General features: G+C 68.0%; 25 protein-coding genes. All 25 read left to right on the top strand.

Translation table 11 applies throughout. The annotated features are described in order from the left end of the window. Positions 1-16 precede the first annotated feature (16 nt). The 25 genes from tuf (at position 17) to map (ending at position 13,935) form a co-directional block, all read left to right on the top strand. Complete coding sequence (tuf, locus tag M6B22_RS08915) at positions 17-1,210, top strand: elongation factor Tu (RefSeq protein WP_269445413.1); 1,194 nt, start codon at positions 17-19, stop codon at positions 1,208-1,210. 146 nt (positions 1,211-1,356) lie between these two features. After that, the gene (rpsJ, locus tag M6B22_RS08910) at positions 1,357-1,662 is read left to right on the top strand and encodes a 30S ribosomal protein S10 (protein WP_040804197.1); all 306 of its coding nucleotides are present in this window, start codon (positions 1,357-1,359) and stop codon (positions 1,660-1,662) included. Positions 1,663-1,679: 17 nt separating this feature from the next. Next, the gene (gene rplC / locus M6B22_RS08905; RefSeq protein WP_269445412.1) at positions 1,680-2,333 is read left to right on the top strand and encodes a 50S ribosomal protein L3; all 654 of its coding nucleotides are present in this window, start codon (positions 1,680-1,682) and stop codon (positions 2,331-2,333) included. Between the two features lie 2 nt (positions 2,334-2,335). Then, entirely contained in the window at positions 2,336-3,043 is a 708-nt protein-coding gene (rplD, locus tag M6B22_RS08900; protein WP_269445411.1) for a 50S ribosomal protein L4, read from the top strand. Continuing rightward, positions 3,043-3,339: a 50S ribosomal protein L23 gene (gene rplW / locus M6B22_RS08895; protein ID WP_269445410.1), complete on the top strand. Its 297-nt coding sequence runs from the start codon at positions 3,043-3,045 to the stop codon at positions 3,337-3,339. The genes rplD and rplW overlap by 1 nt, the downstream gene beginning before the upstream one ends. Positions 3,340-3,341: 2 nt before the next feature. Further along, positions 3,342-4,175 carry a 50S ribosomal protein L2 gene (gene rplB / locus M6B22_RS08890; RefSeq protein ID WP_269445409.1) on the top strand — a complete coding sequence of 278 codons (834 nt, stop codon included), beginning with the start codon at positions 3,342-3,344 and terminating at the stop codon, positions 4,173-4,175. 9 nt (positions 4,176-4,184) lie between these two features. Continuing rightward, entirely contained in the window at positions 4,185-4,466 is a 282-nt protein-coding gene (gene rpsS, locus M6B22_RS08885; RefSeq protein ID WP_269445408.1) for a 30S ribosomal protein S19, read from the top strand. A gap of 1 nt (position 4,467) precedes the next feature. Next, entirely contained in the window at positions 4,468-4,860 is a 393-nt protein-coding gene (gene rplV, locus M6B22_RS08880; protein WP_269445407.1) for a 50S ribosomal protein L22, read from the top strand. Continuing rightward, positions 4,860-5,831, top strand: a complete 972-nt coding sequence (gene rpsC / locus M6B22_RS08875; RefSeq protein WP_407935601.1) for a 30S ribosomal protein S3 — start codon at positions 4,860-4,862, stop codon at positions 5,829-5,831. Before rplV ends, rpsC begins: the two co-directional genes overlap by 1 nt. 2 nt (positions 5,832-5,833) lie before the next feature. Continuing rightward, a complete protein-coding gene (rplP, locus tag M6B22_RS08870) occupies positions 5,834-6,253 on the top strand; it encodes a 50S ribosomal protein L16 (RefSeq protein WP_269445406.1) in 420 nt (139 codons plus the stop codon). Then, positions 6,253-6,498 carry a 50S ribosomal protein L29 gene (rpmC, locus tag M6B22_RS08865; RefSeq protein ID WP_269445405.1) on the top strand — a complete coding sequence of 82 codons (246 nt, stop codon included), beginning with the start codon at positions 6,253-6,255 and terminating at the stop codon, positions 6,496-6,498. Before rplP ends, rpmC begins: the two co-directional genes overlap by 1 nt. Beyond that, on the top strand, positions 6,495-6,758 hold the full coding sequence (gene rpsQ / locus M6B22_RS08860) for a 30S ribosomal protein S17 (RefSeq protein WP_269445404.1): 264 nt from the start codon (positions 6,495-6,497) through the stop codon (positions 6,756-6,758). Before rpmC ends, rpsQ begins: the two co-directional genes overlap by 4 nt. Before the next feature lie 82 nt (positions 6,759-6,840). After that, a complete protein-coding gene (gene rplN / locus M6B22_RS08855; RefSeq protein WP_269445403.1) occupies positions 6,841-7,209 on the top strand; it encodes a 50S ribosomal protein L14 in 369 nt (122 codons plus the stop codon). A gap of 2 nt (positions 7,210-7,211) precedes the next feature. After that, entirely contained in the window at positions 7,212-7,529 is a 318-nt protein-coding gene (gene rplX, locus M6B22_RS08850; RefSeq protein WP_269445402.1) for a 50S ribosomal protein L24, read from the top strand. Then, positions 7,529-8,101 carry a 50S ribosomal protein L5 gene (rplE, locus tag M6B22_RS08845; protein ID WP_269445401.1) on the top strand — a complete coding sequence of 191 codons (573 nt, stop codon included), beginning with the start codon at positions 7,529-7,531 and terminating at the stop codon, positions 8,099-8,101. The genes rplX and rplE overlap by 1 nt, the downstream gene beginning before the upstream one ends. After that, complete coding sequence (locus tag M6B22_RS08840; RefSeq protein WP_269445400.1) at positions 8,101-8,286, top strand: type Z 30S ribosomal protein S14; 186 nt, start codon at positions 8,101-8,103, stop codon at positions 8,284-8,286. Before rplE ends, M6B22_RS08840 begins: the two co-directional genes overlap by 1 nt. Before the next feature lie 76 nt (positions 8,287-8,362). After that, on the top strand, positions 8,363-8,770 hold the full coding sequence (gene rpsH / locus M6B22_RS08835; protein ID WP_269445399.1) for a 30S ribosomal protein S8: 408 nt from the start codon (positions 8,363-8,365) through the stop codon (positions 8,768-8,770). 11 nt (positions 8,771-8,781) lie between these two features. Next, the gene (rplF, locus tag M6B22_RS08830) at positions 8,782-9,324 is read left to right on the top strand and encodes a 50S ribosomal protein L6 (protein WP_269445398.1); all 543 of its coding nucleotides are present in this window, start codon (positions 8,782-8,784) and stop codon (positions 9,322-9,324) included. Further along, positions 9,324-9,713: a 50S ribosomal protein L18 gene (gene rplR / locus M6B22_RS08825; RefSeq protein WP_269445397.1), complete on the top strand. Its 390-nt coding sequence runs from the start codon at positions 9,324-9,326 to the stop codon at positions 9,711-9,713. The genes rplF and rplR overlap by 1 nt, the downstream gene beginning before the upstream one ends. 31 nt (positions 9,714-9,744) lie before the next feature. Further along, complete coding sequence (gene rpsE / locus M6B22_RS08820; RefSeq protein WP_269445396.1) at positions 9,745-10,359, top strand: 30S ribosomal protein S5; 615 nt, start codon at positions 9,745-9,747, stop codon at positions 10,357-10,359. Between the two features lie 2 nt (positions 10,360-10,361). Then, complete coding sequence (rpmD, locus tag M6B22_RS08815) at positions 10,362-10,544, top strand: 50S ribosomal protein L30 (protein WP_269445395.1); 183 nt, start codon at positions 10,362-10,364, stop codon at positions 10,542-10,544. A 3-nt stretch (positions 10,545-10,547) separates the two neighbouring features. Beyond that, entirely contained in the window at positions 10,548-10,991 is a 444-nt protein-coding gene (gene rplO / locus M6B22_RS08810; protein ID WP_407935600.1) for a 50S ribosomal protein L15, read from the top strand. Positions 10,992-11,124: 133 nt separating this feature from the next. Then, positions 11,125-12,438 (top strand): preprotein translocase subunit SecY, encoded by a 1,314-nt coding sequence (gene secY / locus M6B22_RS08805; RefSeq protein ID WP_269445394.1) that lies wholly within the window; start codon positions 11,125-11,127, stop codon positions 12,436-12,438. Beyond that, on the top strand, positions 12,438-13,091 hold the full coding sequence (locus tag M6B22_RS08800; RefSeq protein WP_269445393.1) for an adenylate kinase: 654 nt from the start codon (positions 12,438-12,440) through the stop codon (positions 13,089-13,091). The genes secY and M6B22_RS08800 overlap by 1 nt, the downstream gene beginning before the upstream one ends. A gap of 4 nt (positions 13,092-13,095) precedes the next feature. Further along, a complete protein-coding gene (gene map, locus M6B22_RS08795) occupies positions 13,096-13,935 on the top strand; it encodes a type I methionyl aminopeptidase (RefSeq protein WP_269445392.1) in 840 nt (279 codons plus the stop codon). The last annotated feature ends 123 nt before the right edge of the window (positions 13,936-14,058 follow it).

The raw sequence follows: 14,058 nt of genomic DNA, 5'->3' as shown, positions 1-14,058 counted from the left end.
GGGAAAGGGATCCACCGTGGCGAAGGCGAAGTTCGAGCGGACCAAGCCGCACGTCAACATCGGCACCATCGGTCACATCGACCATGGCAAGACGACGCTGACTGCAGCGATCTCCAAGGTCCTGCACGACAAGTACCCGGACGTGAACCCGCAGTTCGCGTTCGACGAGATCGACAAGGCGCCCGAGGAGAAGCAGCGCGGCATCACGATCTCGATCGCGCACATCGAGTACCAGACGGAGAAGCGCCACTACGCGCACGTCGACTGCCCCGGTCACGCCGACTACATCAAGAACATGATCACCGGCGCGGCCCAGATGGACGGTGCGATCCTGGTGGTGGCCGCTACCGACGGCCCGATGCCCCAGACCAAGGAGCACGTGCTGCTCGCCCGTCAGGTCGGCGTGCCGTACATCGTGGTCGCCCTCAACAAGTCCGACATGGTCGACGACGAGGAGATCCTGGAGCTCGTCGAGCTCGAGGTCCGCGAGCTGCTGACCCAGTACGAGTTCCCGGGTGACGACGCCCCGATCGTCCGCGTCTCGGCGCTCAAGGCGCTAGAGGGCGACAGCAAGTGGGCCGAGTCGGTCCTCGAGCTGATGAGCGCCGTCGACGAGGCGATCCCGGACCCGGTCCGCGAGACGGACAAGCCGTTCCTCATGCCCGTTGAAGACGTCTTCACGATCACCGGTCGTGGCACCGTCGTCACCGGCCGTGTCGAGCGCGGCATCCTCAAGGTCAACGAGACCGTCGACATCATCGGCATCCACGAGACCAAGCAGACGACGACCGTCACCGGTGTCGAGATGTTCCGCAAGCTGCTCGACGAGGCTCGCGCAGGCGAGAACGTCGGCCTGTTGCTTCGCGGCATCAAGCGCGAGGACGTCGAGCGCGGCCAGGTCGTCATCAAGCCGGGCACGACCACCCCGCACACCAACTTCGAGGCGAACGTCTACATCCTGTCCAAGGACGAGGGTGGCCGGCACACGCCGTTCTTCAACAACTACCGTCCGCAGTTCTACTTCCGGACCACCGACGTGACCGGTGTGGTGACCCTCCCCGAGGGCACCGAGATGGTCATGCCGGGCGACAACACCGAGATGACGGTCGAGCTGATCCAGCCGATCGCCATGGAGGACGGTCTGCGGTTCGCCATCCGCGAGGGTGGCCGCACCGTCGGCGCCGGTCGCGTCACGAAGATCATCAAGTAACACCGTCGACGGCCGAGGCGGCCGGTTCATCCGGACCGGCCGCCTCGACCTGAGACCGCAAGACCGCTCTCCGACGGGCCACCGGCGGGCGAGCTCGTTCCTGAGGCAGCAGCACTACCGAAAACAGTGAAGGTGAGTCAGCCACTATGGCGGGACAGAAGATCCGCATTCGGCTCAAGGCCTATGACCACGAGGCCATCGACGCCAGCGCGCGCAAGATCGTCGAGACCGTGACGCGCACCGGTGCCCGGGTCGTCGGCCCGGTGCCGCTGCCGACGGAGAAGAACATCTACTGCGTCATCCGTTCGCCGCACAAGTACAAGGACAGTCGCGAGCACTTCGAGATGCGCACCCACAAGCGGCTCATCGACATCCTCGACCCGACGCCGAAGACGGTCGACGCGCTCATGCGCATCGACCTGCCGGCATCGGTCGACGTCAACATCCAGTAAGCGGAGATCTGAGACCAATGGCTAACGAAAGCCGAGACACCAAGGGCATCCTGGGCGAGAAGCTCGGCATGACCCAGGTCTTCGACGAGAACAACCGGATAGTCCCGGTGACCGTCGTCAAGGCCGGGCCGTGCGTCGTCACCCAGATCCGCACCCAGGAGAAGGACGGCTACACCGCCGTCCAGCTCGCCTACGGGCAGATCGACCCGCGCAAGGTCACCAAGCCGGTGGCCGGGCACTACAAGGCCGCCGAGGTCACCCCGCGCCGGCACCTCGTCGAGGTCCGCACCGACGCCATTGCCGACTACACCGTCGGGCAGGAGCTGACCGCGGACGTGTTCGAGGTCGGCAGCATCGTCGACGTCAGCGGCACCACCAAGGGCAAGGGCACCGCGGGCGTCATGAAGCGCCACGGCTTCGCCGGCGTCTCCTCCTCGCACGGCTCGCACCGCAACCACCGCAAGCCCGGTTCGATCGGCGCCTGCGCCACACCGGGCCGCGTGTTCAAGGGGCTGCGCATGGCCGGCCGGATGGGCCACGAGCGGCAGACCACGCAGAGCCTGGTCGTGCACAAGGTCGACACCGAGCGCGGACTGCTGCTCATCAAGGGTGCCGTTCCCGGTCCCAAGGGCGGGCTGGTCCTCGTCCGTACCGCGGCGAAGGGAGCCTGATCATGGCGCTGTCAGTCACCGTGCAGAACCCGGCCGACACCGCAGCCAAGAGCGCGGAGGTCGAGCTTCCGGACGAGGTCTTCGACGTCCCGCTGAACGTCGCGCTGATCCACCAGGTCGTGGTCGGCCAGCTGGCCGCCGCGCGGCAGGGCACCCACTCGACCAAGACCCGCGGCGAGGTCCGTGGCGGCGGCGCGAAGCCGTACCGCCAGAAGGGCACCGGTCGCGCCCGCCAGGGCTCCACCCGCGCACCCCAGTTCGCCGGTGGCGGCGTGGTGCACGGCCCGCAGCCGCGCAGCTACGACCAGCGCACGCCCAAGAAGATGAAGGCCGCCGCCCTGCGCGGTGCGCTCTCGGACCGGGCCCGCAACGAGCGGCTGTTCGTGGTGTCCTCGCTGGTCACCGGTGACGCGCCGTCGACCAAGGACGCCGCCGCCACGCTGGCCAAGGTCAGCGGTGCGGCCAACATCCTGGTCGTGGCCGAGCGCTCGGACGAGCTGACCTGGAAGAGCCTGCGCAACGTGCAGACCGTGCACATCCTCGAGCCCGGCCAGCTGAACACCTACGACGTGCTGATCAGCGACGACGTGGTGTTCACCAAGGGCGCGCTGGACGCGTTCCTCGCCGGCCCCGCCAAGGGCAAGTCGGCCAAGGGTGCCGCCACCAGCGCTGAAGCCGCCGAAGCAACCGAGAGTGCCGAGGAGGCCTGATGTTCGACGACCCACGCGACGTGCTGCTCGCTCCGGTGATCTCGGAGAAGAGCTACGGCTTGCTGGACGAGAACAAGTACACGTTCGACGTCCACCCGCACGCCAACAAGACCCAGATCAAGATCGCGGTGGAGAAGGTGTTCAACGTCAAGGTCACCGACGTGAACACGCTCAACCGGCAGGGCAAGCGCAAGCGGACCCGATTCGGCTACGGCCAGCGCAAGAGCGTCAAGCGCGCCATCGTGACGCTCCGCGACGGCGACCGGATCGACGTCTTCGGCCAGATTGGTAGCTGACGATGGCAATTCGCAAGTACAAGCCGACCACCCCGGGCCGTCGTGGCTCCTCGGTGGCGGACTTCGCCGAGATCACGCGTGACACGCCGGAGAAGTCGCTGGTCCGCCCGCTGCACAACCGCGGTGGCCGCAACAACTCCGGCAAGATCACCACGCGGCACCAGGGCGGCGGGCACAAGCGCGCCTACCGGGTGATCGACTTCCGGCGCAGCGACAAGGACGGGGTGCCGGCGAAGGTCGCGCACATCGAGTACGACCCGAACCGCACCGCACGCATCGCGCTGCTGCACTACGCCGACGGGGAGAAGCGCTACATCCTCGCGCCGCGGCTGCTCAAGCAGGGCGACCGGGTCGAGAACGGCCCGGGCGCGGACATCAAGCCGGGCAACGCGCTTCCGCTGCGCAACATCCCGGTCGGCACCGTGGTCCACGCCATCGAGCTGCGTCCGGGCGGCGGGGCGAAGATCGCCCGCTCGGCGGGAGCCAGCGTGCAGCTGGTCGCCAAGGACGGCCCGTACGCCCAGCTGCGCATGCCGTCCGGCGAGATCCGCAACGTCGACGTGCGCTGCCGCGCAACCGTCGGCGAGGTCGGCAACGCCGAGCAGAGCAACATCAACTGGGGCAAGGCCGGCCGGATGCGCTGGAAGGGCAAGCGTCCCAGCGTCCGCGGTGTGGCGATGAACCCGGTCGACCACCCGCACGGTGGCGGTGAGGGCAAGACGTCCGGAGGCCGGCACCCGGTGAACCCGAACGGCAAGCCCGAGGGCCGCACCCGTCGCCGCAAGGCCAGCGACCAGCTGATCGTCCGCCGCCGCAAGACCAACAAGAAGCGCTAAGAGGATCTGATGCCACGCAGTCTGAAGAAGGGCCCCTTCGTCGACAACCACCTGCTCAAGAAGGTGGACGACCAGAACGACAAGGGCTCCAAGAACGTGATCAAGACCTGGTCGCGGCGCTCCACGATCATCCCGGACATGCTCGGGCACACGATCGCGGTGCACGACGGTCGCAAGCACGTCCCGGTGTTCGTGACCGAGGGCATGGTCGGTCACAAGCTCGGAGAGTTCGCCCCGACGCGCACCTTCAAGGGGCACGTCAAGGACGACCGCCGGTCGCGGAGAGGTTGATATGAGTTCCCCACAGACTGACGAGGTGCGTACCGCGTTCGCGCGGGCGACCCATGTCCGCGTGACGCCGATGAAGGCACGCCGCGTCATCGACCTCATCCGGGACATGCCCGCGCAGCAGGCGCTGGCGATGCTCGAGTTCGCCCCCCAGGCGGCCAGTGAGCCGATCGCCAAGGTGCTGGCGAGCGCGATCGCGAACGCCGAGCACAACTTCTCGCTCGACCCGCAGACCCTGGTGGTCTCGCGTGCCTACGTCGACGAGGGGCCGACGCTCAAGCGCTTCCGCCCCCGCGCGCAGGGCCGTGCCTACCGCATCCGCAAGCGCACCAGCCACATCACCATCGAGGTCGAGAGCGTGGATGCGCCCGCCGGCAAGAAGGGACGGGCCAAGTAATGGGCCAGAAGGTCAACCCGAACGGGTTCCGCCTGGGCATCACCACCGACTGGAAGAGTCGCTGGTTCGCCGACAAGCAGTACGCGGAGTACGTCAAGGAGGACGTGGCGATCCGCAAGCTGATGAGCAAGGGCATGGAGCGCGCCGGCATCGCCAAGGTCGAGATCGAGCGCACCCGTGACCGCGTTCGCGTCGACATCCACACCGCGCGTCCGGGCATCGTGATCGGCCGCCGTGGCGCCGAGGCCGACCGCATCCGCGGCGAGCTGGAGAAGCTCACCGGCAAGCAGGTGCAGCTGAACATCCTCGAGGTGAAGAACCCCGAGGGTGACGCGCAACTGGTCGCCCAGGGCGTCGCCGAGCAGCTGTCCAACCGGGTCAGCTTCCGGCGGGCGATGCGCAAGAGCATGCAGTCGACGCTGAAGTCCCCGGGCGTCAAGGGGATCCGGGTGCAGTGCTCCGGCCGCCTGGGCGGCGCCGAGATGAGCCGCTCGGAGTTCTACCGCGAGGGCCGGGTGCCGCTGCACACGCTGCGCGCGAACATCGACTACGGCTTCTACGAGGCGCGCACCACGTTCGGGCGGATCGGCGTCAAGGTGTGGATCTACAAGGGCGAGGTGCCGACCGGGTCGCGTGCCGAGCGCGAGGCCGCCCAGGCCGCCGAGGCGCTGCGCCAGCGCCGTGACCGGCCGGCCTCGCGGCCACGCCGCTCCGGCTCGCAGGGCACCACCGGCGTGAGCACCGATGCCGGTCGCGCCGCGTCGGCCCCGACCGGCGAGGCGGCCGTCGAGACCCCCGCCGTCGAGACCGCGGCGGTCGAGAGCGCGGTCGCCGCGGCCGAGGTGCAGGTCGCGCCGGTCACCACCGAGGCCGCCGCCGCCGCGGACATCGCGGCCGAGGCGCCGTCGCCGGTCACGCAGCCCGAGGGCTCCGCGGACGCCGAGGCGAACAACGAGAGCACGGAGAAGTAGTCATGCTCATCCCCCGCAGGGTCAAGCACCGCAAGCAGCACCACCCGAGCCGCAAGGGCACCGCGTCCGGCGGCACCAAGGTGAGCTTCGGCGAGTACGGCATCCAGGCGCTGGAGTCGGCGTACGTGACGAACCGGCAGATCGAGTCGGCCCGTATCGCTATCAACCGGCGCATCCGCCGTGGCGGCAAGGTGTGGATCAACATCTACCCGGACCGTCCGCTCACCAAGAAGCCCGCCGAGACCCGGATGGGTTCGGGCAAGGGGTCGCCCGAGTGGTGGATCGCCAACATCAAGCCGGGTCGCGTGCTGTTCGAGCTCTCCTACCCGAACGAGGTCGTCGCCCGCGAGGCGCTGACCCGCGCGATCCACAAGCTGCCCATGAAGTGCCGCATCGTCAAGCGTGAAGCAGGTGATCTCTGATGGCGAGCACGACCACGGCCGAACTGCGCGAGCTGCACGACGACGAGCTCGAGACGCGGCTGCGCGAGGCCAAGGAGGAGCTGTTCAACCTCCGCTTCCAGACGGCCACCGGGCAGCTGGACAACAACCGGCGACTGCGCACCGTGCGCCACGACATCGCGCGGATCTACACGATCCTGCACGAGCGTGAGCTCGGCCTCTCGGTCGCTCCCGCGCAAGCCAGTGAAGGTGTTACCGCATCATGAGTGAGAACCGCGAGAGTAACCGCAAGACCCGCGAGGGGCTCGTCGTCAGCGACAAGATGGACAAGACCGTCGTGGTCGCCGTCGAGGACCGCGTCAAGCACGCGCTCTACGGCAAGGTGCTGCGCCGCACCAACAAGCTCAAGGCGCACGACGAGACCAACGAGGTCGGCGTCGGCGACCGCGTGCTGATCATGGAGACCCGCCCGATGTCGGCGTCCAAGCGCTGGCGTGTGGTCGAGGTTCTCGAAAAGGCCAAGTGAAGCCTTCACAGGAAAGTAGCGATCTTCGCCTAATGCCGGGACGTCCGGAACGTAGGCGCGATCACAAGGATCTGGAGTCGAAGTGATTCAGCAGGAATCGCGATTGCGCGTCGCCGACAACACCGGTGCCAAGGAGATCTTGTGCATCCGGGTGATGGGTGGCTCGGGTCGGCGCTACGCCGGCATCGGCGACACCATCGTCGCGACCGTCAAGGACGCGCTGCCGGGTGCCGGCGTGAAGAAGGGTGATGTCGTCAAGGCGGTCATCGTCCGCACCGTGAAGGAGCGGCGCCGGCCCGACGGCAGCTACATCCGCTTCGACGAGAACGCCGCAGTCCTGATCAAGGCCGACGGCGAGCCGCGTGGCACGCGCATCTTCGGCCCGGTCGGCCGTGAGCTGCGCGACAAGAAGTTCATGAAGATCATCTCGCTGGCACCGGAGGTGCTCTAGCCGTGAAGATTAAGAAGGGCGACGAGGTCGTCGTCATCGCCGGCAAGGACCGGGGAGTGAAGGGCAAGGTCATCGCGGCCGACCCGATCACGAACAAGGTGGTCGTCGAGGGCGTGAACCGCGTCAAGAAGCACACCCGGCTCTCGACCACCTCGCGTGGCGCGAAGGCCGGCGGCATCGAGCACGTCGAGGCCGCGATCAGCGCGAGCAACGTCATGGTGATCGACGGCGAGGGCAAGGCGACGCGTGTCGGTTACCGGCGCGATGACGAGAGTGGAAAGAACGTGCGCGTCTCGCGCCGTTCCGGGAAGGACATCTGATGAGCGCTCCGACCGCTGAGGTTCCGGTGCCGCGGCTCAAGGCCCGCTACCGCGAGGACATCGCGCCGGCGCTGAAGGAGCAGTTCTCCTTCGCGAACCCGATGCAGATCCCCGGCCTCGTCAAGATCGTCGTCAATATGGGCGTCGGCCAGGCCGCCAAGGACAGCAAGCTCATGGACGGTGCGGTCCGTGACCTGACCCTGATCACCGGACAGAAGCCGCTCGTGCAGCGCGCCCGCAAGTCCATCGCGCAGTTCAAGCTGCGCGAGGGCATGCCGATCGGCGCCAAGGTCACGCTGCGCGGCGACCGGATGTGGGAGTTCCTGGACCGGCTGCTGTCGCTGGCGCTGCCACGCATCCGCGACTTCCGCGGCCTGTCGGACCAGCAGTTCGACGGCAACGGCAACTACACGTTCGGGCTGAACGAGCAGTCGATGTTCCACGAGATCGACCCCGACTCGATCGACCGCCCGCGCGGCATGGACATCACCGTCGTGACGACCGCCAAGACCGATGACGAGGGACGCGCGCTGCTCAAGGCGCTCGGCTTCCCCTTTAAGGAGAACAGCTGATGGCGAAGACCGCCCTGAAGAACAAGGCCGCGGCCAAGCCGAAGTTCGCCGTCCGCGGCTACACGCGGTGCCAGCGCTGCGGTCGGGCGCACTCGGTGTACCGCAAGTTCGGCTTGTGCCGGATCTGCCTGCGCGAGATGGCGCACGCGGGCGAACTGCCCGGCGTCACCAAGTCGTCCTGGTAAGTCACCCCACCGAAAGATCAACTGCAACTCTTCGTGGCAGGCCGTTAGGAACCGCCGCGAGAAAGAAGAGCAACACATGACCATGACAGACCCGATCGCAGACATGCTGACTCGTCTGCGCAACGCGAACTCGGCGTACCACGACGTCGTCTCCATGCCGCACTCCAAGCTGAAGGGTCACATCGCCGAGATCCTCAAGCAGGAGGGCTACATCGCGGGCTTCCAGATCGCCGATGCCCCCGAGGGCCAGCCGGGCCGGGTGCTCACGCTGGACCTGAAGTACGGGCCGAACCGCGAGCGCAGCATCGCCGGCGTCCGGCGCGTGTCCAAGCCGGGCCTTCGCGTCTACGCCAAGTCGACCGGGCTGCCTCGTGTGCTCGGTGGCCTCGGCGTCGCGATCCTCTCGACCTCATCCGGCCTCCTGACCGACCGGCAGGCCGCCAAGCGTGGAGTAGGCGGGGAAGTCCTCGCCTACGTCTGGTAAGGGGGTCTGCTATGTCTCGCATCGGCAGGTTGCCGGTCACCGTGCCGTCCGGCGTGGACGTCACGATCGCCGGCCAGTTGATCACCGTCAAGGGCCCCAAGGGCACGCTCAGCCACACCGTGGCCGAGCCCATCGCGGTCGACCGCGGCGATGACGGCGTCATCGCCGTCACCCGCCCGAACGACGAGCGCGAGTCCAAGGCACTGCACGGGCTCTCGCGCACGCTCATCGCGAACATGGTCACCGGCGTGACCGAGGGGTACACCAAGACCCTGGAGATCGTCGGCACCGGCTACCGCGTCGTCGCCAAGGGCAGCGACCTGGAGTTCGCGCTCGGCTTCTCGCACCCGGTCCTGGTCAAGGCGCCGGACGGGATCTCGTTCCGCGTCGAGGCCCCGACCCGGTTCGCGGTCGAGGGCATCGACAAGCAGAAGGTCGGCGAGGTTGCCGCCAACATCCGCAAGCTGCGCAAGCCCGACCCGTACAAGGGCAAGGGCGTGCGTTACCAGGGTGAGGTCATCCGTCGTAAGGCCGGTAAGGCAGGGAAGAAGTAATGGGCGCATCCACGATCGCCAAGCAGGCTCGCCGCTCGGCCGGCGTCTCGGCCACCCGCCGGGTCGCCAAGGCACGCCGGCACTTCCGGCTGCGCAAGAAGGTCGCCGGGACGGCGGAGCGGCCGCGCCTGGTCGTCAGCCGGTCCGCGCGGCACCTGTTCGCTCAGCTCGTCGACGACGGCTTGGGCGTGACGCTCGCGTCGGTGTCGACCTTCAAGCTCGGCGACGGCGACAAGACGGCCAAGGCGAGGCAGGCCGGCAGCCAGCTCGCCGAGGCGGCCAAGGCCGCCGGCGTGAGCAAGGTCGTCTTCGACCGGGGCGGCAACACCTACACCGGCCGCATCGCCGCGTTTGCCGACGCGGCGCGCGAAGCCGGACTGGAGTTCTAGATATGACCAACGCACGCAAGGAGAAAAGCTGATGCCCGGACCCCAGCGCGGAGCCCGCACAGGCGGTACCGACCAGGGCGGTCAGCGCGGCGAGCGTCGCGACCGGCGTGACCGTGGCGGACAGGCCGAGCGGAGCACGCATCTCGAGCGCGTGGTGACGATCAACCGCGTCGCCAAGGTCGTCAAGGGTGGCCGCCGGTTCAGCTTCACCGCCCTGGTCGTCGTCGGCGACGGCGACGGCACGGTCGGCGTCGGGTACGGCAAGGCCAAGGAAGTTCCGGCCGCGATCGCCAAGGGTGTCGAGGAGGCCAAGAAGAACTTCTTCAAGGTCCCGCGGATCCAGCAGACGATCCCGCACCCGGTGCAGGGTGAGAAGGCCGCCGGCGTGGTGCTGCTCAAGCCGGCCAGCCCCGGTACCGGCGTCATCGCCGGTGGTCCGGTGCGCGCCGTACTGGAGTGCGCCGGCATCCACGACGTGCTGTCCAAGTCGCTCGGCTCGGACAACCCGATCAACATCGTGCACGCAACCGTCGCTGCGCTGAAGGAGCTCGTGCGTCCGGAGGAGGTGGCGGCCCGCCGCGGCCTGCCGCTCGAGGACGTCGCTCCGGCCGGCATGCTGCGGGCGCGGGCGGGACAGGGGGCCTGAGCATGGCGCGCCTGAAGATCACCCAGATCAAGTCGGGGATCGGCTACAAGCAGAACCAGCGCGAGACGCTGCGTTCGCTCGGCCTGAAGCGGATCAACGACGTCGTCGTCAAGGAAGACCGCCCGGAGTTCCGGGGCATGGTCGCGACCGTCACCCACCTGGTGTCGGTCGAGGAGGTCGAGTAGAGCATGACGCTGAAAGTTCACCACCTGCGTCCGGCGCCCGGCTCCCACACCAAGAAGACCCGGGTGGGTCGCGGTGAGGGTTCCAAGGGCAAGACCGCCGGCCGTGGCACCAAGGGCACCAAGGCCCGCTACCAGGTGCCGGCCAGCTTCGAGGGCGGTCAGCTGCCGTTGCACATGCGGCTGCCGAAGCTCAAGGGCTTCAAGAACCGGTTCCGCGTCGAGTATCAGGTCGTCAACGTGGCCGCGCTCGCGCAGCTGTTCCCCGAGGGCGGCACAGTCGGCGTGGCCGAGCTGGTCGCCGCGGGCGCGGTCCGCAAGGGCGAGCCGGTGAAGGTCCTGGGCAACGGCGAGCTGGGCAGCGTGAAGCTGTCGATCACCGCCGACAAGTTCTCCGACACCGCACGCGAGAAGATCCTCGCGGCGGGCGGCTCGGTCACCGAGCGCTGAGCGGAGCCGCCGCATTCCCGGCGCTCCGGGACGGACTGTTAGCCTGAGCGAGCCGTCTCCGAGCGTCTGGTACCACACTTAGTTCGTCGCCGGCACCGTTGGCGCACACCGGATCAGCTCCGCAGGAGGACACGTGCTCAGCGCATTCGCATCGGCGTTCAAAACGCCGGACCTGCGCAAGAAGCTGCTGTTCACCCTGGCCATGCTGGCGCTGTACCGGCTGGGCGCCTCGGTGCCCACCCCGAACACGAACACGCATGCGATCAACGACTGCATCAACCAGGCACAGGCCGGCGACAACGCGAACGTCTACTCGCTGATCAACCTGTTCTCCGGCGGTGCGCTACTTCGGCTGTCCGCGTTCGCGCTGGGCATCATGCCCTACATCACGGCCAGCATCATCATCCAGCTGCTGGTCGTGGTCATCCCGCGCTTCGAGCAGCTCAAGCAGGAGGGGCAGTCCGGCCAGCAGAAGCTGACCCAGTACAGCCGCTACCTGACCATCGGCCTGGGCATCTTGCAGTCGACCGGGTTCATCGCGCTGGCGCGCTCGGGGCAGCTGTTCCCGAGCTGCCAGGGCGCGATCTTGTACAAGGACGACATGTGGACGCTGTCCACGATGGTCCTGTGCATGACGGCCGGTACCGGCATCATCATGTGGCTCGGCGAGCTGATCACCGACCGCGGCGTCGGCAACGGCATGAGCGTGCTGATGTTCACCTCGATCGCGGCGCGCATCCCCAACGAGGGCCAGACGATCCTGCAGAACGCCGGCGGGTTCGTCTTCACCCTGATCTGCGCGCTCGGGCTGGCGATCATCATCGCGGTCGTGTTCGTCGAACAGGCCCAGCGCCGGATCCCGGTGCAGTACGCCAAGCGGATGGTCGGCCGGCGCCAGTACGGCGGCACGTCCACCTACCTGCCGCTGAAGGTGAACCAGGCGGGCGTCATCCCGGTCATCTTCGCCTCCTCGTTGCTCTACATCCCGCAGCTGATCAGCCAGCTGACCAGCAACGGCACCTCGGCCTCGGCCTTCGAACGCTGGGTGAACAACTACCTGATCAACCAGTCGTCGTGGGTCTACATCATCGTCTACTTCGCGTTGATCATCTTCTTCACCTACTTCTACGTCGGCATCACGTTCGACCCGGTCGAGCGCGCGGACGACATGAAGAAGTACGGCGGCTTCATCCCCGGTATCCGGCCCGGGCGCCCGACTGCGGAGTACCTGCAGTTCGTGCTGTCCCGCATCACGCTGCCCGGCTCGCTGTACCTGGGCATCGTGGCGGTGCTGCCGAACTTCTTCTTCTCGATCACCAGCAGCAACGCGCAGAACTTCCCGTTCGGCGGCACCGCGGTGCTGATCATGGTCGGCGTCGGCCTGGACACGGTCAAGCAGATCGAGAGCCAGCTGATGCAGCGCAACTACGAGGGATTCCTTCGCTGATGAGGCTGGTACTCGTCGGCCCGCCGGGTGCCGGGAAGGGGACCCAGGCCGAATTCATCGCCGAGCACTTCGCCATCCCGAAGATCTCGACCGGGGACATCTTCCGGAGCAACGTGTCCGGCGGGACCGAGCTCGGCAGGCTGGCCAAGAAGTACATGGACGCCGGCGATCTCGTGCCCGACGAGGTCACCAACGCGATGGTGCGCGACCGGCTGGCGCAGGACGACGCCGTCGAGGGCTTCCTGCTGGACGGCTTCCCGCGCAACGTGCTGCAGGCTCGCGAGCTGGACGGCATCATGGCCTCGCTCGACCGCTCGCTCAGCGTGGTGCTGGACCTGGAGGTCGACCACGACGAGGTGGTGCGGCGGTTGTCCGGGCGGCGCACCTGCAAGCAGTGCGGCCACGTGTGGCACGTCGAGTACGACCCGACGACCAGACCGGACGTCTGCGACAAGTGCGGCGGTGCGCTCTACCACCGAGACGACGACTACCCGGACACCGTGCGGCACCGGCTCGAGGTGTACTCCGCCCAGACCTCGCCGTTAGTCCAGTTCTACGACGGGCGTGGCCAACTGGTCTCGATCGATGCGCTCGGTACCGTCGAGGACGTCACCGAGCGGGCCATCGCCGCGCTCGCTCCGTTCGCCGGCTGAGGCCATGCGGACGTTCCCCGAGCGCATCGAGATCAAGGACCTGGACCAGATCGCGCTGATGCGCCGAGCGGGCCTGGTGGTGGCGCGCGCGCTGACGGCGATGCACGACGCGGCCGCCCCCGGCGTGTCGACCGCCGACCTGGACTCGATCGCCCGCGACGTGCTGCGCGAGGCCGGCGCGACGTCGTCCTTCCTGCACTACGACATCGGCAACGGGCCGTATCCCGCGGTCATCTGCGCATCGGTGAACGACCGGGTCGTGCACGGCATCCCGTCCGCGGCGGAGAAGCTGGCCGACGGCGACCTCGTCTCGATCGACTTCGGCGCGATCGTCGAGGGCTGGCACGGCGATGCGGCCATCACGGTCTGCGTGGGCGAGGTTTCCGACGAGGCGCGGGCGTTGTCCGAGGCGTGTGAGCGCTCGTTGTGGGACGGCCTGGCGGCGGCGCGGTCCGGTGGCCGGCTGACCGACATCTCGCACGCGGTGGAGAGTTCGGTCCGGGCCTCCGGCCGCTACGGCATCGTCACCGGCTACGGCGGCCACGGCATCGGCACGGCCATGCACATGGCGCCGCACATCCTGAACCACGGCCGGGCCGGCAAGGGCCCGCGGCTAACGCCGGGCATGACGCTCGCGATCGAGCCGATGATCACGCTCGGCTCGCGGGCGACGCAGGAGCTGGACGACGGCTGGACGGTGTCGACGGCCGATGGCTCATGGGCGGCGCACTGGGAGCACACGGTGGCCATCCTGCAGGACGGCCCGTGGGTGCTGACCGCCGAGGACGGTGGCCGCGCCGCCCTGGCCGAGCGCGGCATCGAGCTCAGCGCGTACGCGGCCTGAGCCCGTCCCGTGGCTGCTCCCGTTGAGTGGCGGTTTCCCGGTTCGGTGGCGGCTTGTAGCCCGCCACTGAACGCGTAACCCGCCACTCAACGGAGAAGGGCGGCTCGGTGCGTCCTGGCGCGC

It is taken from the genome of Jatrophihabitans cynanchi (assembly GCF_027247405.1).
GTDB classification, from domain to species: Bacteria; Actinomycetota; Actinomycetes; order Mycobacteriales; family Jatrophihabitantaceae; genus Jatrophihabitans_B; species Jatrophihabitans_B cynanchi.
This window is presented reverse-complemented; position numbering and strand designations above follow the sequence as displayed.

Excerpts from the sequence above, each read along its gene's own strand:
- rplW (WP_269445410.1), top strand. The coding sequence starts at position 3,043 with ATGTTCGACGACCCACGCGACGTGCTGCTCGCTCCGGTGATCTCGGAG.
- rplE (WP_269445401.1), top strand. The coding sequence starts at position 7,529 with ATGAGCGCTCCGACCGCTGAGGTTCCGGTGCCGCGGCTCAAGGCCCGC.
- M6B22_RS08800 (WP_269445393.1), top strand. The coding sequence starts at position 12,438 with ATGAGGCTGGTACTCGTCGGCCCGCCGGGTGCCGGGAAGGGGACCCAG.
- rpmD (WP_269445395.1), top strand. The coding sequence starts at position 10,362 with ATGGCGCGCCTGAAGATCACCCAGATCAAGTCGGGGATCGGCTACAAG.
- rpsE (WP_269445396.1), top strand. The coding sequence starts at position 9,745 with ATGCCCGGACCCCAGCGCGGAGCCCGCACAGGCGGTACCGACCAGGGC.
- rplR (WP_269445397.1), top strand. The coding sequence starts at position 9,324 with ATGGGCGCATCCACGATCGCCAAGCAGGCTCGCCGCTCGGCCGGCGTC.
- rplF (WP_269445398.1), top strand. The coding sequence starts at position 8,782 with ATGTCTCGCATCGGCAGGTTGCCGGTCACCGTGCCGTCCGGCGTGGAC.
- M6B22_RS08840 (WP_269445400.1), top strand. The coding sequence starts at position 8,101 with ATGGCGAAGACCGCCCTGAAGAACAAGGCCGCGGCCAAGCCGAAGTTC.
- rplB (WP_269445409.1), top strand. The coding sequence starts at position 3,342 with ATGGCAATTCGCAAGTACAAGCCGACCACCCCGGGCCGTCGTGGCTCC.
- rplD (WP_269445411.1), top strand. The coding sequence starts at position 2,336 with ATGGCGCTGTCAGTCACCGTGCAGAACCCGGCCGACACCGCAGCCAAG.
- rpsJ (WP_040804197.1), top strand. The coding sequence starts at position 1,357 with ATGGCGGGACAGAAGATCCGCATTCGGCTCAAGGCCTATGACCACGAG.
- rplC (WP_269445412.1), top strand. The coding sequence starts at position 1,680 with ATGGCTAACGAAAGCCGAGACACCAAGGGCATCCTGGGCGAGAAGCTC.
- rpsC (WP_407935601.1), top strand. The coding sequence starts at position 4,860 with ATGGGCCAGAAGGTCAACCCGAACGGGTTCCGCCTGGGCATCACCACC.
- rplO (WP_407935600.1), top strand. The coding sequence starts at position 10,548 with ATGACGCTGAAAGTTCACCACCTGCGTCCGGCGCCCGGCTCCCACACC.
- map (WP_269445392.1), top strand. The coding sequence starts at position 13,096 with ATGCGGACGTTCCCCGAGCGCATCGAGATCAAGGACCTGGACCAGATC.
- rpsQ (WP_269445404.1), top strand. The coding sequence starts at position 6,495 with ATGAGTGAGAACCGCGAGAGTAACCGCAAGACCCGCGAGGGGCTCGTC.
- rplP (WP_269445406.1), top strand. The coding sequence starts at position 5,834 with ATGCTCATCCCCCGCAGGGTCAAGCACCGCAAGCAGCACCACCCGAGC.
- rplV (WP_269445407.1), top strand. The coding sequence starts at position 4,468 with ATGAGTTCCCCACAGACTGACGAGGTGCGTACCGCGTTCGCGCGGGCG.
- rpsH (WP_269445399.1), top strand. The coding sequence starts at position 8,363 with ATGACCATGACAGACCCGATCGCAGACATGCTGACTCGTCTGCGCAAC.
- rpmC (WP_269445405.1), top strand. The coding sequence starts at position 6,253 with ATGGCGAGCACGACCACGGCCGAACTGCGCGAGCTGCACGACGACGAG.
- rpsS (WP_269445408.1), top strand. The coding sequence starts at position 4,185 with ATGCCACGCAGTCTGAAGAAGGGCCCCTTCGTCGACAACCACCTGCTC.